The organism is Streptomyces sp. NPDC104309, from assembly GCF_055584025.1.
In genome coordinates, this window is the sequence record NZ_JBVJMV010000075.1 from 1 (window position 1) to 24,393 (window position 24,393).

A 24,393-nucleotide genomic window follows, 5' to 3' on the forward strand; every position below is an offset into this window, starting at 1 on the left:
AGGACTCGGTGTCCAGGGAACAAAGAGTGCTCACCTGCTGGCGGCTACCAGGCACCGAGTCTGCCGGTTGGAGCCTCGGTAGGTCTTATTAGGGATGTGACGTCCCTCGCCTGTCGTGCGACGACCGTTCCGTGCTCCGTCCGCATGTCACCTCTGCTCCACTCGTGGTGGCTCCGGGGCCGGCCTTCATCGGAATCCCTCCTGGGAAGCCGTCCTGGGAATCCCTCCTGCCGTGGGACAAATCTGGCCGACGGCCACCGCCCCGGGCCTCCTCGCTCAGCCCACGGCCACCGGCGAGGACCCGCCCGCCACTGCCACGCCAGGTGTCCCCGTACCGTCCGCGGGGACGGTCCAGACGTCGCTCGCCCGGCCGTCCGCGCCCGGCAGCGCGTAGGCGACCGTGTCATCGTCCAGCCAGGCGGCCTGGTCGTCGACGCTGCGTTTCTCGGCGAGCGGTGTCTCCCGCATGGTCCGCAGGTCGAGGACGTACAGCCGCCAAGGCGCGGCCGGGTCGTCGAAAACCTTCTTCTTGAAGGCGATCCGGGTGTTGTCGGGCGACAGGGAGGGACACTCGACGTTCCGCCGCAGGGCCTTCGCCGACCAGTCCCTCATGTTCCCCTCGACGAGGTAGGTGCGGCCCTTGGTGGAGACGGTCGCGTAGAAGCGGTTGTCGTCACGGGCGAAGGTCACCCCCCAGTAGTTGACGTCGGGGGCGTGGTAGCGGACACCGTCGATGGTGAGCGGGATCTCCTCCATGGACTTGATGAGGTAGCCGGTGCGCAGGTCCAGAACGGCGGTCCGGGTGGAGAAGGCGGTGGTGGCGTACGAGTCGCCGGTGGCGAACACCGTCCAGGACAGCATCCGCCCGGAGGCAGAGACGCGGGCGCGGGTGGGCACGCCCGGCACGGTGATCCGCCGCGTCTCGCGCAGTCTCCGGTCGAGAACGATCGCGTAAGTTTTCGGCAGCACCCCGGGCTCGGCACGCAGACAGAGTCCGGTGTCACCGGAGGCGTAGAACCGTTCACAGGCGGGACCGCCGGTGGTGCGGGCGTCCGGGCCGCGGGTTTCGGGAGTGGCGAGCGGCTGATGCGCGACGCGTCCCGTGGCCGCGTCACGGAAGTACAGTGCGGGCCCGCCGAGCGTGAACGACGCGTCGGCGACGGCACGTTGGCCGTCCGAACGGTGCTTCGCGTGCAGGGCGTACCCGACGGAGCCGCCCACGAGGACCAGCACCGCGGCCACCACGACAGCGATACGGGCCCCAGGGTTCAGTGGGGTCGCGAAGTTCGGGAATCCCACACTCATACGGTCCGCCTGTCGGGGATCTGGGCTCCCGGCTCCTCGGGAGCCGGGGTGCCGGAGGGGTTGCGCGGCAGCAGCGCCCAGCCGCCCGCGAGCGCGGTGAGCAGGGCCGATATCGCCGCCCACAGCGCGGGGCGCGGCCCCCACACCGTCCACGCGGCGCCGAAACCCGCCGCGGCGAGCATCCGGGCCAGTGCCTGGCCGGTCTGGAGCAGGGCGAGTCCGCCCGCCCTGCCGTCCACGGGCAGCACAGGTCCGGCGAGGGCCATCAGCACCCCGTCGGTGGTGGCGTAGAAGACGCCGAGCAACGCGAGGACGGGCACGAGGAGAAGCGGGGCCGGGCCGCCGATCGGGGCGAGGAGTGTGGCGTACACGCCGAGCAGCGCGAGGTGTCCGTACAGGAACGGCAATCGTCGGCCGACCCGGTCCGCGATCCGGCCCGCCGGGACCGCGAGCAGCAGGTAGCACGCCGCCGCGCCGAGCGGCAGCAGCGGGAACCAGCCGATGGGGAGGTCGAGGCGGCGCTGGAGCAGGAGGTAGACGAAGGCGTCGCCGACGGTGGCGGCGCCGAGCAGGGTGGCGGCTCCGAGAATCCGTCGGAAGGCGGAATCGCGCAGTGCTCCGAATGCCTTACGCGTTCGGGGAGTCGGCTTCGCCGGTGGTGTCGGGCAGTGCCCGGGAACGTACAGGACGAGGAGCAGTACGCCGAGCAAGCCGATGCAGAAGCTGGCGACGAACACCGCATCGTAGGCGTCCGCGGTCGCCCAGAGCAGGGCGAACGCGGCGAGCGGGCCGAGCAGGGCACCTGTGGTGTCCATCGCCCGGTGCACACCGAAGGACCGGCCGAGCGCCTCGGGTCGACTGCTCAGAGTGATCAGCGCGTCACGCGGGGCTGTACGGATGCCCTTGCCGACGCGGTCGGCGGCGAGGGCAGCCGCGATCCCTGCCGTGGCGCCGCCCGCGAGCAGCAGGCCGAGCCGGGAGCAGGCGGAGAGGGCGTAGCCGATCCCGGCGACCCGTTTGTGGCGTCGGCCGCGGTCGGCGGCGTGCCCGCCGAGCAGTCGCACGACAGCGGCGGCGCCGTTGAACAGGCCGTCCAGGAAGCCGAACTGGAGAGGTGAGAGACCGAGTCCGAGGACGAGGTAGAGCGGCAGCACCGCGGTGACCATCTCGGAGGAGATGTCGGTGACGAGGCTGACCGTGCCGAGTGCCAGGACGGTGCCGGGGACGCGTCGGCCCGCTCCGCCGGTGCGGGGCGGGGCCGGCGCGTCCCGGCGGCCTGTGGTCGCCAGATACATCAGTGGCAGGCGTACTTCGGGCTGCTGTCCTTGGCCTTGCCGTCGGTGCCGACGTAGCTCCAGCCGTAGCCGGAGTCCGTGAAGTCCAGCTTCAGGACGCCGTATTCACCGCTGATCCGCTTCTGACTGTTGGGCTGGACATTCTCGATGGGGTACGGCTCGGCGCCGCCCATGCCGCCGACGATCTCGGTAATTCCGTCGGCGGTGGCCTTTCCGTCGGGGTTCTGTGGCGCGAACCGCTCGTAGTGGTGGTCATGCCCGTTGAGCACGAGGTCGGCCTTGGCTCCGTAAAGGATCTTCCAGACCGGCCTGCTCACCGGGTCGTTGCCGTGCCCGCCCGAGGAGTACAGCGGGTGGTGCCAGTAGGCGGCGATGCACGCCTTGTCGTTCTTGGCGAGGTCCGCCTTGAGCCAGTCGATCTGGGCGCTCTGGTCGAACGAGTTGGAGTCGAGGGCGATGAAATGCCAATTGCCCTCGTCGAAGCTGTAGTAGGTCTTGCCCTGGGGATACGCGATGGCGCCGTAGTAGGCCTTGTAGCCTGCCAGCGACCCGGCCGGATCGTATGTCTCGTGGTTGCCCGGTACCGGATGCGTCTTGTTCTTGAACACGCCCCACGTCTTGTCGTAGTAGGCCCGGTAGTCGGCGATCCGTGCGTCGTCGTACTGGTTGTCGCCCATCGTCAGATAGAACTTCGGATCGAGCTTCTGGGCCAGTGCGGCGGTCTTGGGGTGGGCGCAGGCGTTGTCGGAGGCGGTGCACTGGGCGGCTATGTCACCGGCGGCGACCACGGTGAAGGCGCCGGTCTGCGGGGGTGTGCCGCCGAGCGTGCCGTACACCTCGACCTCGTGCAGCGAGTAGCCGTAGGCGGTACCGCGCACGGTGCCGTACACGCGCAGGTAGCGGCCCTTGCCGGAGAGGGTGGACCAGTCGTCGGTGCCGCCGTTCCCGGCCGTCTCGTCGGCGAGCCGGGTCCAGGTGGTGCCGTCGGCGGAGATCTCGATCCGGTACGCCTTCGCGTACGCGGCCTCCCAACTCAGCTTCACCCGCGTGACGTCGGCGGCGGCACCGAGGTCGACACGTATCCACTGCGGGTCCTTGCCCTCGGCGCTCGACCAGCGGGTGGCCGGGTCGCCGTCGAAGGCGTTCTGCGGGCCGAGACCGGAACCCTCGCTGGAGGACGCGGTGGCGGGTTTGCCACGCGAGATGAGTGGGTCGGCGGCGGCACCGGCCCGGTCGGGGTGGACGAGCAGCAGGGTGCCGACGAGGAGGAGTACGGCGGCGGCGACCACGCCCACCGTACGGCGCCGCGTGGGCGTGAGGAGCGGAGCTGAGCCGATCAGGTGCATCCCTGGACTCCTGGCCTTGGGGGGTGGCGAGAGCTGGGCTTCAGTACGTGACCTCGCGCCCTTGCCCGCGTTCGGGCAGGGCGCGGCATCGTGACGGCCGGGCCAGAGCTCTCACTGAGCGCGTCATGCCCACGGGGATCGGGCACCGCGCCAAGCCGCCTTCCGGGATGCTAGCGAACAGTAAACTTTCCTACCAGTCCCCCAACTTTCTTTCCTTCGACTGTCGTTCAGCGTTCTGGCGCATCGAAATTTCGGCATTCACCATGTCTTGGCAGCGGCACGGAACGGCGTCGTGGGTCTGCACCGCGATCCGACCGGGCGACACGTCGCATGCGTCGTCGTCACATTCCGCCGAGCCGTCCCGTCAGTGAGGTGTATCGGCCAATAACGGCAAGGAGTGCCCCATGAAAGCCCGCTTGAACCTCTTCGGCAGCCCGCTCGCAGCCAAGGCATTGAGGCACATCGCCTCGGCGAGCAAGGTGGCCGTCGAGGGCTCGACGCTGCCGTCCGCGACCCAGGACCTGGTGATGCTCCGCGCAAGTCAGATCAATGGTTGCGGCTTCTGCGCCGATGTCCACACCAAGGACGCCGCGCTCGCCGCGGAGAACCCGGTGCGCGTCAATCTGGTCGCGACCTGGCGGGAGGCCACGGTGTTCACCGACGCCGAGCGCGCCGCCCTGGAGCTGACGGAGCAAGGCACCCGCATCGCCGACGCGGCCGGTGGAGTGACGGACGAGGCATGGGCGAACGCCGCCGAGCACTACGACGAGGAGCAGCTCGGTGCCCTGGTGTCGCTCATCGCCCTCATCAACGCCTCCAACCGACTGGGCGTCATCACCCGGCAGCGTGGTGGCGACTACCAGCCCGGCCGGTTCGGATGACGAGAAGCAGCCGGCGGCGCCATCCGTCTCCCCGGTGCCCGATCACCTCAATGGGGCCATCGGGGCTGAATCGCTCACTCGGCCATGGTGCCGCAGAGGAGCCGGGACTGTCAGCCCTCGTTGCTACGGTCCACGGATGACGAGAATTGTGCCGCACGTCGGCAGCGAGAAGGAAAGCCTGCGCGCCAGCCTCGACCGGCACCGCGATGCGGTCCTGTGGAAGCTCGATGGTCTGGACGATGAAGCGCTGCGGCGACCGATGACTCCGTCGGGAACCAACTTGCTCGCCTTGGTGAAGCACTTGGCAACCGTCGAGTATGGGTGGTTCTGCACCACTTTCGGACGCGAAACCGAGCCCTTCTGGTTCGACCCCTACACCGAAGACATGAATGTGGAGCCGCACGAGGCCACCGCGGACATCATCAAGTTCTATGCCCGCTCCCGAGCCGCCGCCGACCAAGCGCTCGACGAACACCGCCTCGACGACCTTGGCACATCCTGGAACGGCAGCACCGTGTCCCTGCGCTGGGTGCTGATTCACATGATCGAGGACACCGTACGGCATGCCGGCCACATGGACATCGTCCGAGAACTCATCGACGGAGCCACCGGCGATCACCCGCGCGACTGACAGACCGTCCGACCCCGTTCCGCCCGGAGGCCGACCGACGGTCGGCCTCCGGGCCCGGCGCACAGCGGTGGGCGCCAGCCCCATGACTCACGCATTCGAGAACAGGCCGAGGTGCCATGCTCTTCCGCACCTGAGGGGTCCCGTGGTGATCCTCGGTGGCGCGCAGGCGGCAGGAGACCGAGGTCAGCACTGCGCAACCGGTCGCCAGGGACCGGGATGCGGGACGGAACGCCCCTGCGCCGAGGGCCGTCATTTGCCGAATCGCCGTTCGCGATTCGCGTACGAGCGCAGTGCGCGCAGAAAGTCGAGGCGCCGGAACGCCGGCCAGTAGCAGTCCACCCAGTGCATCTCGGCGTACGCCGACTGCCAGAGCAGAAAGCCGGACAGCCGCTGCTCGCCGGAGGTTCGGATGATGAAGTCGGTGTGGTCAGCGGTTGGCGAATACAGGTGGCGGGAGATGTCCTCGACATCGAACCGCTCGACCAGTTCGGCCGGGTCGCCACCGGTTGCCATGTGTTCCTCGAAGGCGCTTTTCACCGCATCGACGATCTCCCGTCGGCCACCGTAGCCGACCGCGACATCCACCTTGAGCCCGCCGCACCCGGCCGTCGCGGCGGCGGCCTCCTTGAGCACTCGGGAGCTGGCACCGGGCAGCATGTCGAGCGAACCGATCACCTGGACCTCCCAGGGACGGTCTTCGGCCGTGATGTCCCGGACGGTCTCTTCGATGATCTCGATCAGTGGGCCGAGCTCCTCGGCGGGGCGGCCGAGATTGTCGTCGGAGAGCATGAAGAGGGTCACGTGCTCGATTCCGGCGGCGGTGCACCAGCCCAGGAACTCGGTCACCTTGGCGCCGCCCGCCCGGTATCCCTCCGAAACGTCCGCGTGTCCCGCTTGTCGTGCCCAGCGGCGGTTGCCGTCGACCATGATCCCGACGTGCTGCGGGCGTGGCAGCCCCTCCAGAGTGGCAGCCAGTCGACGCTCGTACACCACTTCGATCGGCCGTCGGAGGAACAGCGGGAGCAACTTCATGAACCATCTCCATCGTGCCTGGCTACCGTCCGCCGACCCTACCAGGGGCTCCTTCGTCACCTCGCTGAGCACCCAAATGGCGTTGCCTCACGGGCGACTTGGTCAGGAGGAAGCGCCTTGGCAGGGCCGTTCGGCCGGCCCGTTCGGCTGGGCTGTCACGTACCTGGTACGGAAGACTTCCGCCGGCTTTGGCGCCGCCCCGGTGCACAGAGCGTCGTCCGACAGCGGGGGCTTCGTCCGGGGGCCAGTGACACGCCCGCAGCGTCGCACCTCCCGTCGAAGGGTGCCGACAGCCCGCTGATGGTGCCATCCCATGGCGTTGGCCAGCGAGTTTGCAGAAATCGGGGCGGCGTACGAGGGATGGTGGTACTCCGCCAACAACGGCGTTCTGATGAAAGGTGCGTGCGCCATGGGCATTATTGCGTGGGCCGTGATCGGGTTGCTGGCCGGTGCGATCGCCAAGGCGTTGATGCCTGGCAAGGATCCCGGCGGCTGCCTGATCACGATGCTGATCGGCATCGTCGGGGGCCTTCTGGGCGGCTGGCTCGGGAAAGTCATCTTCGGCGTGCACTCGATCAACGGGTTCTTCCATCTCTCCACCTGGATCGCCGCCGTCGTCGGGTCCGTCATCGTGCTGGCCATCTACCGGCTCGTCACGGGACGTCGCACCCACTGATCCGCCCGCCTCACGGACGCGGGAGCGTGCCGCCCTGCCGACCCGGCAGCACATCGGCCGTGCCGGGGCGCAGGGGTATCGCCATCGCCGCTCAGCGGGGTCGTCCGCGAACTGCGGGTCCGACGCGGTCAGCGCGGTGATGGCGCCTTCTGCGTCGGCCGGGCACAGGGAGCCCACATCCAGTCCAGTGATGTCAGCTCTCTCGTTCCGATCCGCAAGGATGGCGGTCACCATGGGGCCGGGCCGGGCGTCGGCGCCTGTCAGCAGGATGCGCGATTGCCCGCGGTGGTGCGCCGCAGCACCGACCGGATGCCCTGAACCGCGTTCAGGTCGGGTGCGTAGGCCGGGAGCCGTTGGCTGGTGAGCCGGTCGTGCTCGACGATCAGCCAGGGGAGTCGGCCCGACTTCCAGCAGGCAGGAGCCGACCGGTCACCAGTCAGGGCGGATGTCCTCCTCCACCAACAGGAACTCCGAAACCGCCTTCATGAACGCTTCCGGTGCCGCGCGGTGAATCAGGTGTCCGACCGGGATCGTGACCACCCGCCCGCCCGGGATGCGACGAGCCAGTTCGGCGATGCCTTCCTGCGGCACATGGCTGGGTGGGCCGCCGGCCACCACGAGGGTCTCGGCGGTGATCCCGCTGAGCCGATGCAGCCACCTGGGGTCGGGCACGTCGATCTGCTCCCTGACGGCCGGCACCATCTCCCAGTCGAAGGACAGATCGCCGTCCGGCCTGGTCGGGGTGGTCCGCTCCCGGGGGCACGGGGCCGGAACGTCCTCCAGGACGAGCCTGCTCACCCGCTGCGGGTGATCCTGCGCGAGCAGGTAGGCCACGACCCCGCCCATGGAGTGCCCGATCAGTTCCACTGTGTCCAGTCCCAGCACATCCAGGAACCCGAGCACATCAGCCTGCATCAGTTCGAGCGAGTAGTCCCCCGGCCAGTCGCTTCGGCCGTGACCGCGAAGGTCGAGGGCATACACCCGTCGGCTGCGGGCGAGGCCGGGTACCACCGCCGCCTGCCAGTCGGTGGCATCCTCTCCCAACGCGTGCAGCAGGAGGAGCGGCGGAGCGTCCGACCGGCCCGACACCTCGTAGGCCAGCCGGACTCCTCCCACGTCGACCGAGCGAAGATCAACCATGACCGGAGGCTATACGGAACAGCCCTGCCGGAGGATCGGCGTTCACCAGCGGCCGAATCGCGGAGGTGCGACGGCAACGGGCCCGGGTGCGGGGGCGGGCAGCGCCATCGAGCCAACGGCCGACGAGATCACCGAAACAGTCCGCACTCACATCGTCGAGCGCTTCGGAACGCATGAGCCCGCTGCGCCGCGGCGGCCCGGTGGACTCCCGCAATGCAAGAGCGTGGGCTGTCGGGATGTTCCTGGGGAACAGGCCGGGTGCAGCGAGGTGACGGCGTGGCGGCAACCCGCCTGCATCCTCGATCACCACCAACACCTTCACCGAGCGTCGAGAACGGGCCCGCGCGATCGGCGCGTACGGTGCGGTGGTGGGCCTGTCCACAGCGGCCGGACGTTGGGGTTGTCCCAGCCCGAGGCCTTGGCATACGGCGGCGTCATGGAGAATCCGCCTTCGTCCTCGAATGCGAGCCGGGCTCCACGGGCCGCAAGCGAGCCCTCCGCGCAGGGCCACACCTCCTTGACCCACCCGGTGACAACATCGTCGTCGCGTTCCATCGCCCGACGGACAGTTATTTGGCAGGACCAGCCGTCGCGCACCAGGAGATTCCGCGCCCCCTGAATGGTGCAGGTCAGGTGGAATCGCCGGCCGATCACGGTCTTGACCCGCGACAGCGTCCACCGCTGATCGTCCCAGCCGTGCGCGGCCGGCCCCTTGGCCAGCTCCACCTCCAGCTGGGCGAACCGCTTCTCACTCAGCCTCGGCAGCGACGCCGGCCCCTGCGATCGCAGAGCTCGTGAACCGCCCTCGTCCCACACCTGCCGCCATCGCCGCACCGACCGGCCACTGACGCGCAGGTCCTTGGCGATCAGCGAGCTTGCCTCACCCCGGGCAAACCGCTCGGCCGCCTGGAGCCGTAACTCCTCACGGAAATGCTGTCGTTCGGCGGTCAGCCCGCCGCCTTGTGGATTCCGCACGCTCTTGGTGTACCGCAGGAGCCACGAGCCGTCAGCCCCTACGCACCACGAGTTCAATCTCAGTACTTGCTCTCGGAGAAAAGGCATAAAAGTATGGTGCCGAGTACCTGCAGCCCGTCAACAATGTTCGTATGAACATCACTTCGCAAGCCCACTCGTTCGACATGACTGCCGCCAGCTACGCTGCGAACCGCCCTTCATACCCGTCCGAATTGCTCGACGCGGTCGAGGAACTCACCGGCTGCCCCTTGGAGGGCGCCCGCGTCGCCGACGTCGGGGCCGGCACCGGACTGGCGACGACACTTCTCCGGGCCCGCCGTGCGAACGTCATCGCGGTCGAGCCCGGCCCCGGGATGGCCTCCCAGTTCCGTCTCAGCCTGCCCGAAGTCCCCCTTGTGATCGGGGACGGCAACAACCTGCCGCTGGCCTCCGCCTCCATCGACGTCCTCACATATGCCCAGGCCTGGCACTGGACCGACCAGCGCAAATCCGTCCCGGAAGCCCTCCGAGTCCTGCGCCCCGGTGGTGCACTCGCCCTCTGGTGGAACGACTCGGACAGCACCATTCCGTGGATTGCCGACCAGGACGCGCGCCTGCGCCGACTTTTCGGTGCCGCCGACAGCTCTCACGACCCCATGGCCCGGTTCCGCAGACTGCCGCCCAAGCTCGGCTTCGTCCACCGGCACGTGCCGTGGACCCGGAGCGTTCCTCTCGACATGCATCTCGCCAACCTCGCCAGCTACTCCGACTTCCTCGTGCTCGGCAAGGAGGCGACGAACACCTTTATTGCCAAGGAGCGCGACCTCCTGGCCGAGGTCTTCCCGAACCGGATGGTCGAGGAGCACTACGTGGTCAGCTTGGCTGTCGCCACCTGTTGACGCAGCACCGCGACAAGGTGACGACCTTCCTCGGGCTGGAATCACGGTGGACCTCTCAGCCGCCCTCACTGGCGGACAGAGGTGCCGTCATCTCTCGTGAACACTCATGGCGAGGCTGGGCATTCACTGCTGCTCAAACAGATCGACAAGCGCTGTCGCTGGAAATGAACGAAACCGGCTGATCGACGTGAACGACGAGACGGAGATCTGGGGCGTGGAGATCTTCGCACTGATGGAGCGAGTGATGGGCACCACCGTCCACCCCTCGTGGTTCACCGAGCCGCTCGGCACGTTCGCCGTTCCGCCGGCCTCCGGTTATGCGGACACCTCCGCCGGAGACGCGCCCTGACACGACTGTCCTCGCGCGGGCCGCGCGGCGGTCTGCTTGTTCGGCTGCCTGGCCGCAGAGGAGGGAACCGCAGGGGCGGAAGAACCCCCTCCCGCCAGTAGTCAAGCTCCTGCGGCGCCGATGCGTCCACACCCTTCGCGGTCCGGACGCACGCGCCTACCGCCGCCAACTGCACAGCCCGGCTTTCAAGGGCGGGAACGATCCCCCGAGGCGTACCGGCACCTGGACCGTCACCGCTCCCATCACCCGCGACGTCGCGGTCCTGGAACAACTCCAGCCGGACGATCAGCCTCATCTGTTCGCACCGCTTCCCAGATCCCGAAGCCCCCTCCGCGCGGGCCGAGTACCCGACAGCAACACCACCGGCCGCGCACTGTCCGCAGTCGTGAAGTGGACCAACGCCCACTGCGCGGCGTACGAGAGGCCTGAGCTGACCCCCGACGTGCGCGGCGCGCCCTGCCGTGCCTGACGGGACATCAGTTACGCCGCACGCCAGCCTGGTTCATCGTCTGCCGACCAGGCGGATCCATTGCTGGCGCTCTGTCATACCGCCGCCGGCGCATTCAGACCCGGGCCGGCGACGGCGAGCGGGGCCGCTCACGGCCTGCCGAGGGGCTTGGTGATCGAGTGACCGCGTTCTCGGGGTCAGGCGCGGCAACGCAGCATCTTCAGCGGGGGGTTGGCGGCGTAGTCGTCCCAGAAGTCTTTGCCGTACTCGCGCACGCCGGCGTCGGAGATCTCCAGGGGAACCCAGGTCAGCTCAGTGAATCCGGCCGCCCGCAGAGAGTTCTCGTAGACCTCGCGGCGGGGCGGGGTGCAGGTGAACGAGATCGGGGGGTCGAGAAGCGCGGTGAGCTTCACGCGCGGCCCGATCTCGGATTCCCCGCCGATCGCCTCGCACATGAAGCCGTACTTGGCCAGGGACGGCCCGTCGAACAGGAAGTCGGGGTTCTCCGCGAACACGAAGAACTCGGCCCCGTCCACGAGGCTGCGGTGGATGTTGCGGCACATCCGCTCGATGGTGGCGACCTCCTCGGCGTAGTTGAACGCCTGGACCGCGACCGCGATGTCGAAGCGCTGGTCGAAGGTGCGCAGCTCGGCGACGTCGCCGATCTCGTAGTGGATTCCCAGCGGGTCCTTGTCCTCCATGGCCTGAGCGGCGGCGACCATCTCACTGGAGATGTCGACGCCGAGGACGTGGGATGCGCCGCGGCGCTTGAACTCCCGGCTGTAGAAGCCGGTTCCGCAGGCCAGGTCGAGGATCGACTTGCCGTTCACGTCGCCGACCATGGCCAGGAAGCTGGGCACCTCCCCGTAGCGCGCGAGAGGGAGGGTCTTGAAACCCTCGAACGCCTCGCCGATCTCGTCGTACAGCTGACCGCTCATCGTGCTGTTCCCCTCTGCTCTTGGCTTCGGCCATCGGGACAGGCCGTGGCCTCTGGCGGAAAGTCTGCCTCTCGTCGGCTGGGCGTCGTACTGGCGGAAGCCACAAATGTGCCGCGGCTGCCGACCGGTGCTGTCTGGGTGTTCGTTCGGATGACTCGTGCGATCGTCGGCCTGGTGCCGGATGCGTCGAAGACGTGAGCACCGATCGTTGGAGGCCCCAGCGGCAGATGACGGCGTACGAGCATCGCGCGGGAGATCCGGGACAAGGAGGAGCCGGGTACGAAACGGCCGGACCCCGACCAGACGCTCGACCGTCTTCCCGATGGCGATGTCGTAGTTCGGGACGGTGTTCGGGCTGCCGAGCAAGTCGAGGAACAGGTCGGCCGCCGTCCGGACGGTCACTGGCTTCCCGGCCGGCATCAGCGGGACCGCGGGCACCGCTTGCTTCTTGGCACGGACAACAGGGCCGCTTCACGCAGCGGCCCGGGACCGTCACCGCAGGTCGCAACTGGCGATGCCTGTCCTGTCTCTGCGATGCGTAGGCAGTCCCGCTCTTCTGCGGGCAGGTACGGCTGCGTCCCGGTCATGTGCAGGAAAGTTCTGGAGTGTTCCGGTTTTGTGTAGGTACGGCGGTCACGATGCTTCTACGGTCGAGGTGGCTGGTCGGCGTCGTACCGGAGGCCGGGATGGATGTGCGCGGGGTGTCAGCGGAGGACGTCGAGCGGGACCGTCTGATGTTGCTGGACTTCGATCCGCTGGTGACGGGCGTGTCCTCGCAGCCGTTCCGGCTGTTTCCTCGGCCTGCCCGTGATCGGCCCGAGGCACCACACCATCGACGTCACCAGCGCCGTCTGCCAGGTGCTCATCGAGGCCCGCACGGACCTGGTCCTGGTCGATGAGAGCCACCTGCTCAACCACGCCACCATCGTCGGCGAAGACCTCTCCGACCACCTGAAGTACTTCACCGAGCATCTGCCGGCGACGTCCGTCCATGCCGGCATCAACGTCGAACAGTCGGGGCTGTTCACCGGAATCCGCGGCAAGCAGCACGCCAGCTGCTGCGTCGTCATCCGCAGCGGCCCCTTCCCGCTCAACGCTGAGTGGCGGTCGTCGATCGCGTCCATGGAGAACACCCTCCGCCTGCACCGGCACGAGCCGAACACCCTGGTGAAGATGTCGAAATACCTGCACCAACGCACGGACGGCCTGATCGGGAGCCTCTCCGACCTCATCCGGGCGGCAGCGATCTCCGCGATCCTCAACGAAACCGAGCACATCACCCGGACCACGATCAAGAACATCCGCATCGACCACAGCAGCAAGTCCTCCGCCCGCGGACGCACCACCTCTCTGCCCCACACCGGCTGAACCGTGACGTGCCGCCCGGCGCTCATCCGCCCGCTGCCCATCACGCTGCCGCCGTTTCCCGGCGAGTGCGAATCGTCCTACTGGAACCGTCCGGCCCTGGCGAACCACGTCCCTCTGGCCCGTGTGCAGGCCCCGTCACGCTGGCTGGACTCCCGCCTCACCACCCTTGATGCCTTCTGCCTCCTCAGCGGCCAGTCCCGGCCGGACCTGGCCGAAGCCATCCCCGATCTCCGGACGGACGACATGTCGCCCACCACGAGAACCCACAGCCCGGCCCCCGACCACGTGCTTCGCTGGGCCTGCCGCCGCTGAGGCTGATGATCCGGCTTGCCCGCGCCCAGCTCCAGCAGCAGGGCCGCGGGCTCGTCTGCTTCCGACGCCTCTCACGGCACGCGTGGCGCGGCGGGCTGCCGCTACGGGACGTTCCAAGCGGAGATGAACGGCTGCCCGTCCTCCGCGGCCAAAAAACCGAGAGTCCCCGGATGCGGGTGCCCGAGCAGTCGGCTGGCCGACGCATCCAGGCCCAGCCAGCGCACGGTGAGCACTCGCGCCAGATGGCCGTGAGCGACCACGGCGACGTCGCCATCGCCCAGCAGCGGCCGGATCCGGTCCAGCATCGCGTCGGTCCGCGCGGCCACCTGCTCAAGCCGCTCACCAGGATGGTCGGCGTCGCCGGGAATGACGCCATCCCGCCACAGGTCCCATCCCGGGCGCGTCTCCCGGACCTGCGCTGCGGTCAGGCCCTCATACCCGCCGTAGTCCCACTCCATCAGGTCGGGATCGGGCCTGGCGCCGGCCAGGCCCGCCAACTCGGCCGTCCGCATGGCGCGGCTCAAGGGACTGCTGAACACGGCGACCAGCGGGCGTCGGGCCAGCCTCGGAGCGAGTGCCTTTGCCGCAGCCTCACCCGCGTCCGTCAGCGGAACGTCGGTGCGGCCAGCGTGCCGGCCCGACAGGCTCCACTCGGTCTGGCCGTGCCTGATCAATATCAACTCACCCATGGCTGCACACGCTAATTGATCACGCGACACGGCGGGCCGGATTGCTCGCCTTCGCTCCTCCTTCCCGGGCGTCAGTGCACTGACGCCACCGCGAACAGCCGCGGCAGCTGATTCGCGAGCACGGAGGGAACGGCCTTGGGGTGGATCGGCAGCCAGGTCACGGCGGTCAGGAGGGGGCGCCTTTCGCGTCCAGTGGCGCGCAGCCCCAGCCGCGGTGGCCGCCCCTCGTGCCCCAGCTGACCACGACACCGTGTCTCCACGGCCCGTGTTCCAAGGCCGGGTGGCCTTCCGTCCAATGCAAGGCGGTGCCGCCGGATTCGTCCCACCGCTCAGTCGGGGGGATGTCGGCATCGGTGAGCGCTTCGGCGACAGCTGTGCAGTACCGGCGCCCATCGGCGTAGTCCGCGGTCGCCTGCGCTTCGGTGGCGTCGCCGTTCATCGGTGATCCTTGTACTGGGCCAGAACTCGGTCGCGATATGCGCGCCAGGTATCGAATGCGAAGTGTGCTGACTCCGCGGTGAGGAACGGACCGCGCGAATCTCTCGGCCGGTTCCCAGACTCGGGGGCCAGTTGTCGGCGATCTGATCCATCGACTCGGCCTCGGGTGGAAGCCGCATGATGAAGACATCCCCGCTCGTGAGGTCGACGTAGGCGCTGCCGCTGACACGCCGGCACATGTCATCAGGGGGCGTCGATGCCTGCGGGCCGTCGTAGGGTCGCGCAGGCCAGGTAGTCCCTGCTTGCTCGTTCCGCGTAGCGCATTGCCGTCTTGGGACTGATCCCGAGGGCGTCGGCCAGGACGGTTGGAGGGTCCTGGCGGACCATTTACTCGCGGCCTGCGTCGTACGGGTGGTGATTGCCGCCGGTGGTGGCGGTTGCCAGGTCGAGGAGTTCGTCACTCATGGGCCGGGTCCTTCCCGGGACGGTTTCGGGCCGGGAAACCAATCCGGTGCCCGTGTGGCGGCCAGACCCATGAACTGTGGTCGGCCCACGCCTTCAGCGGCCGGCCCGCAACGCAGAACACACACTGGACAACGCCCGACGAGGACGCGGCTTCAGGAGCTGAACCGGCTGGGGTGCTCACGGACGTAGTCGGCCACCCCCGAAGGAGGCCGCCCGATGACCTGCTCGACCCCTTCCGCCTTTCGGTCGTAGCGATTCTCCGCGTGAAGGCGCGCCATGGTGGCGATGTGCTGGAAGGCGTGGTCCGGCAGCCCCAACGGCCGGAGATCGTCGTCGATCCATTCCTGCAGGGGGACATCGGTGTATCTGACCGGTCGGCCCAGAGTTTCGGAAACCTCCGCCGCCATATCCGCGATGTCTTCCGAGCGTGGGCCGGTCAGCTCATGAATCCGGCCGATGTGTGGGGCAGGATCGGCCAGGATCTCCGTCACGACCGCGGCGACGTCACCGGCCGCCACCGGGGAGGTTTTCGCCCGGCCGAAGGGCAGTCTGATGGTGCCGTTCCGTGCGATCGAGGAGAAGCCGACACGGAACAACGGGTTCTCCATGAACACGGTCGGCCTGATCTGGACGACGGGCAGGCCCGACCAGCCGAGGACCTGCTCCACCAACCACTGCTGCCGCTGCTGAATCGACTCGGACGTGCTGGTGAGGTCCATCCCGGAGACCGTCAGCTGCGACATGTTCACGAACACTTCCAGGCGCCCGTACGCACACGCGACGGCGGCCGCCGTCACCGCAGCCTCCAGATACCGAGCCGACACGCCCATGCCGAAGTACATACGTCCGCAGCCGGCCAGGGCGTCGGCGACGTCCCCCGTGTGCGTCAGGTCTCCGACAACCACCTCGGCGCCCGTCGCGCGCAGCGCCTGGGCCCGCTCGTCATCGCGTCGCACCATGGCCCTTACGGGCAGGCCCCGTTGCCGGAGGCCGCCAACCACGGATCGTCCGACGGCGCCGACGCTGCCCGCCGCGCCCGTCACCAGAATGGGGAGCACGCCGGCTTCTGGGGTGCGGTCCATAGGAGCAGCCTGCGGTGCCCGCGGTCAGGGCGCAACTGGAGCCCGACGAGTCGTCGGCGCTGCGACAGCAGTCGGCTCATCCGACGGAATCGGCACACTCGACTGGGCGACTCAAACGCTCAGGGGCTGCCCATTGGAGAAGGGCCGACGCCGAACTCGGCACGCGCACGGCCGTCGAGTTCGGCCGGGCCGCGCTCCGCCGCCCCGGCCTCGACGCGACGTCGGCGGCATACGGCCCCTCCACCTCCGTGGCCCTCCAGGCCGCCGAAGCCGCCACCCAGAACAGCATCGCCCTCGAAGCGATCGACCTGCGCTCCCCCGCCCGGTCGGACAACGCGACGGTAGCGGGGTCCGTACGGCGGACCGGGCGCTACGTGGTGATCCAGAAAGCCCAGGGATTCGTCGGGGCGGGCGCCGAGATCGCCCCGCCGCTCCAGGAGCGCTGCTTCCACTCGCCGGCCACTCCGTGCAGCAGGTACCGGGTTCGACATCCCGTATCCGCCACCGAAATGGGAGCACGCCTCAGCCATCCTCACCCGCGGCCCCGCCCGCCGGAGCGGATGCCGAGGAACGCAGCTGGCACCTGGAACGGGCAGCTACCCGACTCGTGACTGTGGTCGTGGACCGCACCGGTGCCGAATGTGGCTGGTACGGGCTATGCCGCACGGTGTTGACGTGGTTCCTCTCTTTCACAGGCATGGGGCCGGAAGGTGCGAAGAACGCGGTCGACACCGCGATCGGTGAGTGGTGTAGCTCCCGGGCTGGACGCGACAGTTGATGACTGACGTGACGAGTGATATCGAGGCCGGGAAGGCCACCTTGGACGCGACGAACGCTGTGGATGACGGGCTGGTTGCCGAGCTGGTGGCCCGGGCTCAGGCCGGCGGGGTGAAGCTGACCGGAGAGGGCGGTCTGCTGCAGCAGCTGACCAAGCGGGTGCTGGAGGGCGAGCTCACCGATCATCTGGGGCACGAGCCCGGGCTCGTCGCCCGGCTGTGCCACCTGCACAGGCTCCTCGCGCCCGGCGCCGCCGGTCTTCCCGCCGACGCGGCCGGCGCGCGCGAGGTGAACAGCCCCGGCTCGACCAGCCTGAACTGGCCTCAGCCACTGTGTTCATTACTGCCCTGGTTGGTCCGCAGGCTCTGCCCGAGGGGCCGGGCTGGTGGCACGAGCCCAAATTCCATGGTCACCGGACGGTGCTGCACCGCACCGACGACACCGTGATCCTGTACGCGCGGTCCGGCAAGGTTGTCACCCAGCACCGGATGGACCTGGCCGTCGCCGGCATGGCCCTTCGACCAGGGACCGTGCTGGATGGCGTCATGTCACCTGTAGGGCTGTCTCAGCCGCTTGGTGTCTCACCCGTGACGGTGTCATTTTCGGCAGGCTGTGACCGGTCGCGGGTGGCGGCCCAACTGGCGAGGAGTTGCAGGGAGTCGTACTCCGCGGTGCCGGGCGCGGCACTGTAGGCGGTGAGAGTGAGGCCGGGCTGGGCGGGGAGCTCCATGGCGTCGAAGTCGAGGGTGATGACGCCGACGGCGGGGTGGTGGAACGACTTGCGGCCGGTGTGGTGCAGGCGCACGTTGTGCTTGGCCCACGCGGCGCGGAACTCATCGTTGCGCGTGACGAGCTCGCCGATGAGGCCGACGAGGTCCTGGTCGTGCGGGGCGCGGCCTGCTTCCGTCCGTAGCAGGGACACCGTGGTGTTGAGGGATTCTTCCCAGTCGGGGAAGAAGTCGCGTCCGGCCGGGTCGAGAAACTGGAAGCGTGCGATGTTCACCGGCGGTGTGGCGTCGTGGGAGAACAGGGGCGAGTACAGGGCGCGGCCGAGGGGGTTGGTGGCCAGGATGTCGAGGCGGCCGTTGCGGATGAAGGCCGGTGAGTCGTTCATGGAGTTCAGGACGCGCAGAACGCTGTCCGGTATCGGGCCGCGGCGTTTGGCTCGGCGGGCGGGGCGTTTGGCGGCGGCGCGTGCCAGGTCGAAGAGGTGGGCGCGTTCGGCGTCGTCGAGCTGGAGGGCGTTCGCGACGGCGTCGAGGACTTCCTCCGAGGCGCCGGCGAGGTGGCCGCGCTCAAGGCGGACGTAGTAGTCGATGCTGACGCCTGCCAGGAGGGCGACTTCTTCACGGCGAAGGCCCGGCACGCGGCGGTTGCCGCCGTAGGCGGGCAAGCCGGCCTGCTGCGGGGTGACCTTGGCACGGCGGGAGGCCAGGAATTCGCGTATGTCGCTCTCGGTACTCACGCATTCCAGGTTAGGCCGGACAGCGCAAGCGTGGGGGGTCCTGCCAGTACCTGTAATCGCGGACCCTTCTTCATCCCTCTGGCCTGCGGTTTCCTGGATGACGAAGCAGTCCGCCGCGTCCGGTTACCCCGACCGCACCGGCTGCACGTCATGCCAGTGAGTCACAGAAAGTATCGCACTGGTCGCTCTATCTCCTCTGTTTGGAGTGCACCCCCCGTGAGCAAGGTCTTCTTCATCACCGGCGCCGGACGTGGTCTGGGAACGGACATCGCCCGCCAGGCCCTGGCCGCCGGACATCAGGTCGTGGCCACCGGCCGCCGTCCCGAGCGTGTCCTCGAAGCACTGGGTGGCGAGCGGGACAACCTGCTCGCCACGGCCCTGGACATCACCGACCCTGCGGCGGCCGCGGCAGCTGTAGGTGCCGCCGTGGCCCGGTTCGGACGGATCGACGTCCTGATCAACAACGCCGCGAACTTCTACGCGGGCTTCTTCGAAGAGCTCTCCGAAGCGCAGGTGCGGGCGCAGGTCGAGACGAACCTGTTCGGCCCGATGAACGTCACCCGCGCCGTCCTGCCCGTCATGCGCCGGCAACGGTCCGGGCACGTCATCACGATGTCGTCCCTGGCCGGTGCGGTCGGCGTCGACTTCTGCGTCGCCTACTCGGCGGCCAAGTTCGGTGTCGAGGGGTTCATGGAGTCCCTGCGCCACGACGTCGAGCCGTTCGGTATCCGCACCACGATCGTCGAGCCGGGATTCTTCCGCACCGAACTGCTGGTGGACGCCTCCACCAGCTGGGCGCAGGGCTCCATCGACGACTACGCCGAGCGCACCGCCGCCACCAAGAAGCAGTGGCAGTCGATGAACGGGCAGCAGGCCGGCGACCCGGCCAAGCTCGCCGACGCCCTGGTCAAGGTCGCCGATCTGGACGAGCCGCCGCTGCGGTTCGTCGCCGGCGACGACTGTCTCGCCGCGGTCGAAGCCAAGGCCAAGGAACTTCTCGCGCAGGTCGACGCCTCACGCGAGTTGGGCTCCGGCCTCGCCCACCCCGACGCCGCCTGAACCCGCCCAACCATCACACCTGGAAAGAGAACCCCATGGAATTCGTCAAGCAGCAGGCCACCGTGAAGGCTCCCGCGAACTGGTTCACCGGAGACGTCTGGTTCGACGTGATCTACGCAGGCCAGGAGCCGTCCCGGATGCGTGCCAACGTGGTCCGCTTCTCTCCCGGATCCCGTACCCACTGGCACTCACACGTGCTGGGGCAGACCCTCCATGTCGTCTCCGGCACTGCCCTGATCGGCACCCGTGACGGCACCGTCCTCGAGGCGCACCCCGGCCAGACCGTCACCTGCCCTCCGGGCGAGGAGCACTGGCACGGCGCCACCGCCGACCGCTTCATGGAGCACATCGCCATGTGGGAAGGCGCGGGCGACCCCAGCGCCGAGACCGCCTGGAACGAGCCCGTCACCGACGAGCAGTACAGCCGCCGCAGTCGCTGACCGGCCAACCCGCTCGCCTCCCGCAGTCGCGGGAGACCGCGGTCCGCCCGCTCGACACCTGGCGGCGCCCTCCCGGACGCCGCCCGGCAGTCGGCATGGCGATCACACCCTTACGCCTGGCCGGTCCGCACCGAGACCGGGGCCAGACAGTCGTGACCAGCGGACCAACGGAAGGAACCTCCCAATGACCGAGCAGCCGAAGCAGATCGGCGGCGGACGCCGCACCATCGGTGACATCTCCCCGAAGTTCGCCGAGATCACCGACGACGTCCTGTTCGAGGACGTGTGGAACCGCACCGAGCTGGCCGCCCGTGACCGCAGCCTGATCACCGTCGCCGTACTCATCGCCGGCGGCGACGCCGACCAGCTCGGCTTCCACCTCGGACGCGCCAAGGAGAACGGCGTCACCGAGACCGAACTCATCGAGGCGATCACCCACCTCGCCTTCTACGCCGGCTGGCCCAAGGCCATGACCGCGATCACGGTCGCGAAGCAGGTCTTCTCCGCCTGAGCACCGAAGGGAGGAGCCCCCAGTGCTCCTCCCCGACCCCCGGCACCGCGCCTCGGCCCGCACCGGCCCTGCCCCACGCACTTCCAGCACCCGGTCGTCGGCGAACTCGACCTGTGCTGCGACCTCCTCCAGCCCTCCGCCGAGCCGGGCCTGGCAATGATCACCTACACCGCTGACCGGGCACGGCCTCACACGGCAACTTGTCCTTGCTCGCCTCCTGGACGGCCAGCCACGACAGCACCGCCCCGGACCGGGCATCTTCGACGCAGCACGTCACACCGCCCCCACACCAGGAATGACGTCGGCGGCGAGCGGGTCCCCTGAGGTGACACCGAGCATTCAGGACGTCACGGGGAGACAGGCCACGGTGCCGCCGCCCTGGCGAAGAGCTTCGCGCAGGGCAGCGTTCTCCGCCTCGAGTTCGGCGTTCCGCAGGCTCAGCGCCTGGATGTGGTTGGCGTAGGCGGTGATGGTGCTGCGCGCCTCCCGCTGCTCGGCCGCGTGTGGGGAGCGCAGCCGGCGATCCGCCCTCTTGAGACGGGCAATGTCCGCGGTCAGGGTGTCGGTCTGCGGGCGGGGCGCGTCTGGCGTCCGCAGAAGCCCGGTGATGATCTTCGACAGGGGCGAACGGTAGTAGGTGGCGCGCGAGATACCCGCTTCCGTGCACAGCGTGGAGACGGTCAGGGCGCCGGTGGTGTGTTCGGGAGGCGCAAGGGCTCTTGCCAGGGCAGCATCGGGATGCTCGTGGTGAAAGGTGCTGGTCAGGCCCCAGATGCCGAAAGGCGGATCACCACCCAGCCGCCTGACACAGGAGGCGACCGAATCACCGGTCCGGGCCGGTCCAGAACTGACGCGGCGCGAAACCCTCGCGCCGCAGCCAGTGCTCGGTATAGACGATCCGTTCGGCCTCGATCACGACAAGTGGCCCCGACGGTGGTTCATCGAGAGAACGCGAACGCTCGACGTGGTCGGACTGCCAGCGGACGGCTGACCAGTAGTGCTCGAAGTCAGGTTCGTCTTCGGACAGCGCGCGAGCCCGCCCAAAGACCTGAGCGCCTCGGCTGCTGGCCTGCCCGACCAGCGGAGCGAAGATCCCCACCGACACCCGGGGGTCCGCAGCAAGGTTCCTCATCTTCGGTGAATTCGGGGCGGCGGTGAACATCACCGCGAAGTCGAGATGGAAGTAACGCACCGGCGTCGCCAGTGGCCCCTCCGGCCCTGCCGTCGCCAGCACGCACATGTTCTGCGACGACAGCAGGTTGAGTATCCGCTCCTCCAGCCGCTCTCGATCGAGCCGCTTCTTCGGTGCCGGGCCGGCCAGCCACGGGTTAGTCACAGGCATGATCGAGTTTCCCATGGCCACGACTTGAATGCCCAGAGCCCGCCCGGGCATGACGGACAGCTCCAGCCGCCCGCCGGCCGACCGGGCGTCAGATGCCGGGTCAGCGCTCCTGAACGGTGACCCACTCCCGGCGGGCGTAGGCGCGGACCGCGTCCCGCCCGCTGTCGGTGCAGCCGTTCTCCAGAGCGACGGGGATGCTGCCGGTCGTGCTTGTGCCGTACTGCTGGTCGGCCACGTCCGAGGCGTCGGTGCGCAGCTCCACGTCCAACGGCACCGGGTGGCCGGTCTCCTGTAGGGGCGGGGCAGGTAGCTGCCGTGCCCGTGGCACAGGGCGAGCGCGTCCAGGACGGCCGCCGCCTCCAGGAGGTCGTCCCGGCACTCCAGCGCGAGGCTGCGGACCTGCGCGTCGACGAGGTCCTGGCGGCCGGCGTCGTGCGCGGCAGTGATGCCCTGGCGGTCCATGACGTGCGTGTACAGCACGGCCGCGATGAGCTGGCCGATGCGGACCAGGTGCTTGCCGTACGCGGCCTGGGCTTCCCGGCTGGTCGCCCAGCCCGGCCACGGCTCGTCGGGGGAAGGCCGGTGTGCGCTCATGTCCCTCTTTCTAGCTCAGGCGGGTCAGCGGTAGGTGCGCAGCCGGCTCTTGGCCTGGCTGGAGCTGCAACCGAGAGCGGCCCCGACAGCCGCTGCGGTGGTCTTGTCCCGCTCGACGCTCCTCGCTGCGTTGAGCAGGGACATCTGGGTATGGCGCTGAAGGATGTCGGCTGCGCGCAGGGCAACCAGCGGCTCGCGGTCGGACAGCTCACACACTCGTTCATTCAGCTGGTTCAGAAGGGCCGCGACGTCGTCGGGCAGGGGCACGAGCGTGGACTCGGCCTCCTCCACATGCCCCTTCCAGTCCCTCTCCGGGCCTGAGGTGTCGTACTCGTGGCGCGGTCGTTCGTGGGCCTGGTCCCAGTCGATCGGGTACAGCGTCGCGCCCCGCCAGCCGCACGAGCAGGAGCCGCGCAGGTGCGTGGCGGCCGGGCCGCCCAACCGTCCGTCGTATCCCCACCACTCGGTCATCGTGCCGAGGTCCCCGCCGGAGTTGGACGGGATGGAGATGGGACCCGGCTCCGTTCCGTCTTCGGTCACCACCCCGGGTTGTCCGCCGTGCACCTCTCCGAGCTCGTCCGTCTCCCACGGGCACATGCTGACGAATCCCGTCTGGAACACACTGCCTTCCGGTTACACCACGCTGCCTCAGCGCTGCTGAGAGCAAGCATGTCCGTCCGACATCGCTCGTGGAGAGGAAGTGGAGAGGAAACGGCCAAACCCGAGGGCCTGGGCGAAACCGGGTGGGCTTGCCGTTCCCGGCGTTCCTGTGTTCGCTCACGCGGTCCTTCTCAGCGGTGCCGTCTGCGGGATCGCGGCAGCCGTCCCGGCCTCCCGCGCCGCGCGTTCCGCACGGGCCCGGCGCAGCGCCAGGGCGCGGGTGGCCACGGCTACACGGCTGCGCTGGACGCGGACCCCTTCGATCGGAGCCAGTTGGTCTTCCGAGGACACCGCCGGCTCGGGAAACGCCCGAGGCTCAGCGCCCGCATCGCCCTGGTCTGCCGCTCCACCGCCTCCGCGATCGACGGATCGACGGATCGACGGATCGACGCGGCTCGGAGGCATGACGGCCTGGTGCGCGGCGAGCGCCTGGTGGAAGCCGAGCGATGCCATCTCCCGCGTCCTCACCGGCGCCGCCGATACGTCCGGCGCGGCCGGGGCCTGCGACGCGGGCCGGTCGGTCCCGGGCGCGGGCGCGGCGCCGGCGAGGAGAACCACAACCAGGCGGCGCCGCACACCGTCGGCCACCCGGACCGGGACGCCGCTCGAACTCCGGCGCAGCGGGCCGCTGCCAGCCGGGCAGTGGACATCACTCTCCCAGCCCCGCAGAAGGACGCCGCAAAGCCGGACTTCGACACGAGCTGGCTGCCGGTTCCCGGGTGGGGCAGGTCGACACCAAGTCCCTGACCGGCGCCGCCGGAAAGCACTGCACCACCAGCAGCAGCGGCGACGAGCTGTGCCTGACCTCCACACCGGCCACCAAAGCGGACATCAAGGCGGCACAGAAGACCCATGAAATCGCCCGGAAGCAGGCCATCGCAGCGGCCGCGCCGCCACTCAACCCGGACTGCGAGGTCGGCGCTCCACAGGGCGAGTACTTCTCTCTGTTCACCCGTGACGCGGCCTGTATGTACGTCAAGCTGACCGTCCAGGTGACCGACCAGGTGACCGACCAGGTGACCGACCAGGAGCAGAAGGAATCCAAGGGCTATCAAGAGTTCCTGACCTCCTACCACATGAAGACGGACCTGAAGGGGAACACCGTCCAGCTGTGGGCCCGGATCACCCCGCTGCCGATGACCACGCTCCCCGCAGGGAAGATCCCCTTCCCCGCACAGCCCGGTGCCATCAAGCTGACACTTAGCCTTGATCCACCGACGTGGTCTGAAAGTGATTGTCTGACTGATCTTGAGCCGGTTTCGGGTCGGTGATTGTGGGCGGGCAGGTGGCATCCGCT

The 24,393-nt window shown here is 68.8% G+C and carries 26 protein-coding genes and 3 pseudogenes; 14 read left to right on the plus strand and 15 right to left on the minus strand.

The genetic code is table 11. The annotated features are described in order from the left end of the window. Positions 1–276: 276 nt before the first annotated feature. From ACZ68L_RS43920 to ACZ68L_RS43930, 3 genes are read right to left on the minus strand one after another with little or no spacing between them, the layout of a single operon-like run. Positions 277–1,305 (minus strand): TolB-like translocation protein, encoded by a 1,029-nt coding sequence (locus ACZ68L_RS43920; protein WP_469589785.1) that lies wholly within the window; start codon positions 1,303–1,305, stop codon positions 277–279. Further along, entirely contained in the window at positions 1,302–2,600 is a 1,299-nt protein-coding gene (locus ACZ68L_RS43925; RefSeq protein WP_469589788.1) for an MFS transporter, read from the minus strand. The genes ACZ68L_RS43920 and ACZ68L_RS43925 overlap by 4 nt, the downstream gene beginning before the upstream one ends. Next, the gene (locus ACZ68L_RS43930; protein ID WP_469589790.1) at positions 2,600–3,946 is read right to left on the minus strand and encodes a discoidin domain-containing protein; all 1,347 of its coding nucleotides are present in this window, start codon (positions 3,944–3,946) and stop codon (positions 2,600–2,602) included. Before ACZ68L_RS43930 ends, ACZ68L_RS43925 begins: the two co-directional genes overlap by 1 nt. A 404-nt stretch (positions 3,947–4,350) precedes the next feature. Between ACZ68L_RS43930 and ACZ68L_RS43935 the strand changes: the two genes are divergently transcribed. Beyond that, on the plus strand, positions 4,351–4,827 hold the full coding sequence (locus ACZ68L_RS43935) for a carboxymuconolactone decarboxylase family protein (protein WP_469589792.1): 477 nt from the start codon (positions 4,351–4,353) through the stop codon (positions 4,825–4,827). A gap of 136 nt (positions 4,828–4,963) precedes the next feature. Beyond that, positions 4,964–5,458, plus strand: coding sequence for a DinB family protein (locus ACZ68L_RS43940; RefSeq protein WP_469589795.1), 495 nt, complete (start codon positions 4,964–4,966; stop codon positions 5,456–5,458). 249 nt (positions 5,459–5,707) lie between these two features. On the opposite strand, the gene ACZ68L_RS43945 is transcribed toward ACZ68L_RS43940, so the two are convergent. Beyond that, complete coding sequence (locus ACZ68L_RS43945) at positions 5,708–6,490, minus strand: isoprenyl transferase (RefSeq protein ID WP_469589798.1); 783 nt, start codon at positions 6,488–6,490, stop codon at positions 5,708–5,710. A 409-nt stretch (positions 6,491–6,899) separates the two neighbouring features. On the opposite strand from ACZ68L_RS43945, the gene ACZ68L_RS43950 reads away from it, so the two are divergent. Beyond that, positions 6,900–7,166: a GlsB/YeaQ/YmgE family stress response membrane protein gene (locus ACZ68L_RS43950; protein ID WP_361453881.1), complete on the plus strand. Its 267-nt coding sequence runs from the start codon at positions 6,900–6,902 to the stop codon at positions 7,164–7,166. A 429-nt stretch (positions 7,167–7,595) separates the two neighbouring features. On the opposite strand, the gene ACZ68L_RS43955 is transcribed toward ACZ68L_RS43950, so the two are convergent. Next, complete coding sequence (locus tag ACZ68L_RS43955; RefSeq protein WP_469589801.1) at positions 7,596–8,306, minus strand: alpha/beta fold hydrolase; 711 nt, start codon at positions 8,304–8,306, stop codon at positions 7,596–7,598. A 525-nt stretch (positions 8,307–8,831) separates the two neighbouring features. Beyond that, a pseudogene (locus tag ACZ68L_RS43960) lies at positions 8,832–9,368 on the minus strand (winged helix-turn-helix domain-containing protein); the annotation flags it as partial. 44 nt (positions 9,369–9,412) lie between these two features. Here ACZ68L_RS43960 and ACZ68L_RS43965 point away from each other — a divergent pair. Further along, positions 9,413–10,159 carry a class I SAM-dependent methyltransferase gene (locus ACZ68L_RS43965; RefSeq protein WP_469589804.1) on the plus strand — a complete coding sequence of 249 codons (747 nt, stop codon included), beginning with the start codon at positions 9,413–9,415 and terminating at the stop codon, positions 10,157–10,159. 187 nt (positions 10,160–10,346) lie between these two features. Beyond that, the gene (locus ACZ68L_RS43970) at positions 10,347–10,508 is read left to right on the plus strand and encodes a hypothetical protein (protein ID WP_469589807.1); all 162 of its coding nucleotides are present in this window, start codon (positions 10,347–10,349) and stop codon (positions 10,506–10,508) included. Positions 10,509–11,153: 645 nt separating this feature from the next. On the opposite strand, the gene ACZ68L_RS43975 is transcribed toward ACZ68L_RS43970, so the two are convergent. Further along, the gene (locus ACZ68L_RS43975) at positions 11,154–11,894 is read right to left on the minus strand and encodes a class I SAM-dependent methyltransferase (RefSeq protein ID WP_469589810.1); all 741 of its coding nucleotides are present in this window, start codon (positions 11,892–11,894) and stop codon (positions 11,154–11,156) included. A gap of 807 nt (positions 11,895–12,701) precedes the next feature. Between ACZ68L_RS43975 and ACZ68L_RS43980 the strand changes: the two genes are divergently transcribed. Next, positions 12,702–13,262, plus strand: a complete 561-nt coding sequence (locus ACZ68L_RS43980; RefSeq protein ID WP_469589815.1) for a hypothetical protein — start codon at positions 12,702–12,704, stop codon at positions 13,260–13,262. Positions 13,263–13,265: 3 nt separating this feature from the next. Beyond that, on the plus strand, positions 13,266–13,574 hold the full coding sequence (locus ACZ68L_RS43985) for a hypothetical protein (RefSeq protein WP_469589820.1): 309 nt from the start codon (positions 13,266–13,268) through the stop codon (positions 13,572–13,574). Positions 13,575–13,675: 101 nt separating this feature from the next. On the opposite strand, the gene ACZ68L_RS43990 is transcribed toward ACZ68L_RS43985, so the two are convergent. The 3 genes from ACZ68L_RS43990 to ACZ68L_RS44000 all read right to left on the minus strand — a co-directional run bounded on the left by ACZ68L_RS43990 (position 13,676) and on the right by ACZ68L_RS44000 (position 16,248). Next, positions 13,676–14,263: a histidine phosphatase family protein gene (locus ACZ68L_RS43990; RefSeq protein ID WP_469589824.1), complete on the minus strand. Its 588-nt coding sequence runs from the start codon at positions 14,261–14,263 to the stop codon at positions 13,676–13,678. Between the two features lie 166 nt (positions 14,264–14,429). Further along, entirely contained in the window at positions 14,430–14,702 is a 273-nt protein-coding gene (locus tag ACZ68L_RS43995) for a hypothetical protein (RefSeq protein ID WP_469589827.1), read from the minus strand. Positions 14,703–15,318: 616 nt separating this feature from the next. Beyond that, complete coding sequence (locus ACZ68L_RS44000; RefSeq protein WP_469589831.1) at positions 15,319–16,248, minus strand: NmrA family NAD(P)-binding protein; 930 nt, start codon at positions 16,246–16,248, stop codon at positions 15,319–15,321. A 14-nt stretch (positions 16,249–16,262) separates the two neighbouring features. On the opposite strand from ACZ68L_RS44000, the gene ACZ68L_RS44005 reads away from it, so the two are divergent. Continuing rightward, entirely contained in the window at positions 16,263–16,859 is a 597-nt protein-coding gene (locus tag ACZ68L_RS44005; RefSeq protein ID WP_469589837.1) for a transketolase C-terminal domain-containing protein, read from the plus strand. 166 nt (positions 16,860–17,025) lie between these two features. After that, a pseudogene (locus ACZ68L_RS44010) lies at positions 17,026–17,223 on the plus strand (IS256 family transposase); the annotation flags it as partial. A 367-nt stretch (positions 17,224–17,590) separates the two neighbouring features. On the opposite strand, the gene ACZ68L_RS44015 reads toward ACZ68L_RS44010, so the two are convergent. Continuing rightward, complete coding sequence (locus ACZ68L_RS44015) at positions 17,591–18,490, minus strand: helix-turn-helix transcriptional regulator (RefSeq protein ID WP_469589839.1); 900 nt, start codon at positions 18,488–18,490, stop codon at positions 17,591–17,593. A 216-nt stretch (positions 18,491–18,706) separates the two neighbouring features. Between ACZ68L_RS44015 and ACZ68L_RS44020 the strand changes: the two genes are divergently transcribed. The 4 genes and pseudogenes from ACZ68L_RS44020 to ACZ68L_RS44035 all read left to right on the plus strand — a co-directional run. Then, complete coding sequence (locus ACZ68L_RS44020; protein ID WP_469589842.1) at positions 18,707–19,549, plus strand: SDR family oxidoreductase; 843 nt, start codon at positions 18,707–18,709, stop codon at positions 19,547–19,549. Between the two features lie 35 nt (positions 19,550–19,584). After that, on the plus strand, positions 19,585–19,989 hold the full coding sequence (locus tag ACZ68L_RS44025; protein WP_469589845.1) for a (R)-mandelonitrile lyase: 405 nt from the start codon (positions 19,585–19,587) through the stop codon (positions 19,987–19,989). Between the two features lie 184 nt (positions 19,990–20,173). Then, positions 20,174–20,500 (plus strand): carboxymuconolactone decarboxylase family protein, encoded by a 327-nt coding sequence (locus ACZ68L_RS44030; RefSeq protein ID WP_469589848.1) that lies wholly within the window; start codon positions 20,174–20,176, stop codon positions 20,498–20,500. A gap of 66 nt (positions 20,501–20,566) precedes the next feature. Further along, positions 20,567–20,824 (plus strand): annotated as a pseudogene (locus tag ACZ68L_RS44035) (hypothetical protein); the annotation flags it as partial. A 499-nt stretch (positions 20,825–21,323) separates the two neighbouring features. On the opposite strand, the gene ACZ68L_RS44040 reads toward ACZ68L_RS44035, so the two are convergent. From ACZ68L_RS44040 to ACZ68L_RS44055, 4 genes are all read right to left on the minus strand, one after another. Beyond that, entirely contained in the window at positions 21,324–21,857 is a 534-nt protein-coding gene (locus tag ACZ68L_RS44040; RefSeq protein ID WP_469589851.1) for a pyridoxamine 5'-phosphate oxidase family protein, read from the minus strand. 85 nt (positions 21,858–21,942) lie between these two features. Further along, positions 21,943–22,116 carry a hypothetical protein gene (locus ACZ68L_RS44045; RefSeq protein ID WP_469589855.1) on the minus strand — a complete coding sequence of 58 codons (174 nt, stop codon included), beginning with the start codon at positions 22,114–22,116 and terminating at the stop codon, positions 21,943–21,945. Between the two features lie 344 nt (positions 22,117–22,460). Next, complete coding sequence (locus tag ACZ68L_RS44050) at positions 22,461–23,057, minus strand: hypothetical protein (RefSeq protein WP_469589858.1); 597 nt, start codon at positions 23,055–23,057, stop codon at positions 22,461–22,463. Between the two features lie 156 nt (positions 23,058–23,213). After that, positions 23,214–23,549 (minus strand): hypothetical protein, encoded by a 336-nt coding sequence (locus tag ACZ68L_RS44055; protein ID WP_469589862.1) that lies wholly within the window; start codon positions 23,547–23,549, stop codon positions 23,214–23,216. Positions 23,550–23,815: 266 nt separating this feature from the next. Here ACZ68L_RS44055 and ACZ68L_RS44060 point away from each other — a divergent pair, with 266 nt between their 5' ends. Continuing rightward, the gene (locus ACZ68L_RS44060; protein WP_469589864.1) at positions 23,816–24,367 is read left to right on the plus strand and encodes a hypothetical protein; all 552 of its coding nucleotides are present in this window, start codon (positions 23,816–23,818) and stop codon (positions 24,365–24,367) included. Positions 24,368–24,393: the final 26 nt, after the last annotated feature.

Bases quoted from the DNA above. Each gene is read 5' to 3' on its own strand.
- ACZ68L_RS43920 (WP_469589785.1), bottom strand. From the start codon at position 1,305: ATGAGTGTGGGATTCCCGAACTTCGCGACCCCACTGAACCCTGGGGCC.
- ACZ68L_RS43925 (WP_469589788.1), bottom strand. From the start codon at position 2,600: ATGTATCTGGCGACCACAGGCCGCCGGGACGCGCCGGCCCCGCCCCGC.
- ACZ68L_RS43930 (WP_469589790.1), bottom strand. From the start codon at position 3,946: ATGCACCTGATCGGCTCAGCTCCGCTCCTCACGCCCACGCGGCGCCGT.
- ACZ68L_RS43935 (WP_469589792.1), top strand. From the start codon at position 4,351: ATGAAAGCCCGCTTGAACCTCTTCGGCAGCCCGCTCGCAGCCAAGGCA.
- ACZ68L_RS43940 (WP_469589795.1), top strand. From the start codon at position 4,964: ATGACGAGAATTGTGCCGCACGTCGGCAGCGAGAAGGAAAGCCTGCGC.
- ACZ68L_RS43945 (WP_469589798.1), bottom strand. From the start codon at position 6,490: ATGAAGTTGCTCCCGCTGTTCCTCCGACGGCCGATCGAAGTGGTGTAC.
- ACZ68L_RS43950 (WP_361453881.1), top strand. From the start codon at position 6,900: ATGGGCATTATTGCGTGGGCCGTGATCGGGTTGCTGGCCGGTGCGATC.
- ACZ68L_RS43955 (WP_469589801.1), bottom strand. From the start codon at position 8,306: ATGGTTGATCTTCGCTCGGTCGACGTGGGAGGAGTCCGGCTGGCCTAC.
- ACZ68L_RS43965 (WP_469589804.1), top strand. From the start codon at position 9,413: ATGAACATCACTTCGCAAGCCCACTCGTTCGACATGACTGCCGCCAGC.
- ACZ68L_RS43975 (WP_469589810.1), bottom strand. From the start codon at position 11,894: ATGAGCGGTCAGCTGTACGACGAGATCGGCGAGGCGTTCGAGGGTTTC.
- ACZ68L_RS43990 (WP_469589824.1), bottom strand. From the start codon at position 14,263: ATGGGTGAGTTGATATTGATCAGGCACGGCCAGACCGAGTGGAGCCTG.
- ACZ68L_RS43995 (WP_469589827.1), bottom strand. From the start codon at position 14,702: ATGAACGGCGACGCCACCGAAGCGCAGGCGACCGCGGACTACGCCGAT.
- ACZ68L_RS44000 (WP_469589831.1), bottom strand. From the start codon at position 16,248: ATGGACCGCACCCCAGAAGCCGGCGTGCTCCCCATTCTGGTGACGGGC.
- ACZ68L_RS44025 (WP_469589845.1), top strand. From the start codon at position 19,585: ATGGAATTCGTCAAGCAGCAGGCCACCGTGAAGGCTCCCGCGAACTGG.
- ACZ68L_RS44030 (WP_469589848.1), top strand. From the start codon at position 20,174: ATGACCGAGCAGCCGAAGCAGATCGGCGGCGGACGCCGCACCATCGGT.
- ACZ68L_RS44040 (WP_469589851.1), bottom strand. From the start codon at position 21,857: ATGGGAAACTCGATCATGCCTGTGACTAACCCGTGGCTGGCCGGCCCG.
- ACZ68L_RS44055 (WP_469589862.1), bottom strand. From the start codon at position 23,549: ATGGCATCGCTCGGCTTCCACCAGGCGCTCGCCGCGCACCAGGCCGTC.